Origin of the sequence: Pantoea sp. GCM10028869, assembly GCF_042666835.1 — a bacterium.
Lineage (GTDB): Bacteria > Pseudomonadota > Gammaproteobacteria > Enterobacterales > Enterobacteriaceae > Pantoea > Pantoea leporis.
Map to the genome: position 1 here is coordinate 1 of NZ_JBHTGO010000021.1, position 1,076 is coordinate 1,076.

At 52.2% G+C, this 1,076-nt stretch carries 1 protein-coding gene; it reads right to left on the reverse strand.

From position 1 onward, the window contains the following. Nucleotides 1-1,076: elongation factor Tu (gene tuf / locus ACFQW4_RS23615; RefSeq protein WP_271461522.1), on the reverse strand; the 1,076-nt coding region annotated here is incomplete at both ends.

Sequence of the window (1,076 nt, forward strand, 5' to 3'; positions counted from 1 at the left end):
ACGGTCATTTTTACGTTGTCGCCTGGCATTACCATCTCAACGCCTTCTGGCAGTTGAACGTCACCGGTCACGTCAGTAGTACGGAAGTAGAACTGAGGACGGTAGCCTTTGAAGAACGGAGTATGACGGCCGCCTTCATCTTTAGACAGAACGTAAACTTCTGAAGTGAACTGGGTATGTGGCTTGATTGAACCCGGCTTAGCCAGAACCTGGCCACGCTCGATGTCTTCACGCTTGATACCACGCAGCAGAACACCACAGTTCTCGCCTGCCTGACCCTGGTCCAGCAGTTTGCGGAACATTTCAACGCCAGTACAGGTTGATTTCACAGTGTCTTTAAGGCCAACAACTTCAACTTCGTCGCCCACTTTAACGATACCGCGCTCAACACGACCGGTAACAACGGTACCACGGCCAGAGATTGAGAATACGTCTTCGATTGGCAGAAGGAACGGCTTGTCGATTGCACGAACTGGCTCTGGGATGTAAGTATCCAGGTGCTCAGCCAGCTCAATGATCTTAGCTTCCCACTCAGCGTCGCCTTCCAGCGCTTTCAGAGCAGAACCACGTACGATTGGAGTGTCGTCGCCTGGGAAGTCATAAGCTGACAGCAGGTCACGTACTTCCATCTCTACCAGTTCCAGCAGCTCTTCATCATCAACCATGTCGCACTTGTTCAGGAACACGATGATGTAAGGAACGCCAACCTGACGACCCAGCAGGATGTGCTCACGGGTCTGTGGCATTGGGCCATCAGTCGCAGCAACAACCAGGATCGCGCCGTCCATCTGCGCAGCACCGGTGATCATGTTTTTCACATAGTCGGCGTGGCCTGGGCAGTCAACGTGCGCATAGTGGCGAGACGGGGTTTCATATTCAACGTGAGAAGTGTTGATGGTGATACCACGTGCTTTCTCTTCTGGCGCTTTATCGATCTCATCGAATTTGCTTGCCTTACCGCCGTAGGTTTTAGCCAGTACGGTAGTAATTGCTGCAGTCAGGGTGGTTTTACCGTGGTCGACGTGACCGATGGTGCCCACGTTTACGTGCAGTTTGTTACGCTGAAATTGCTCTTT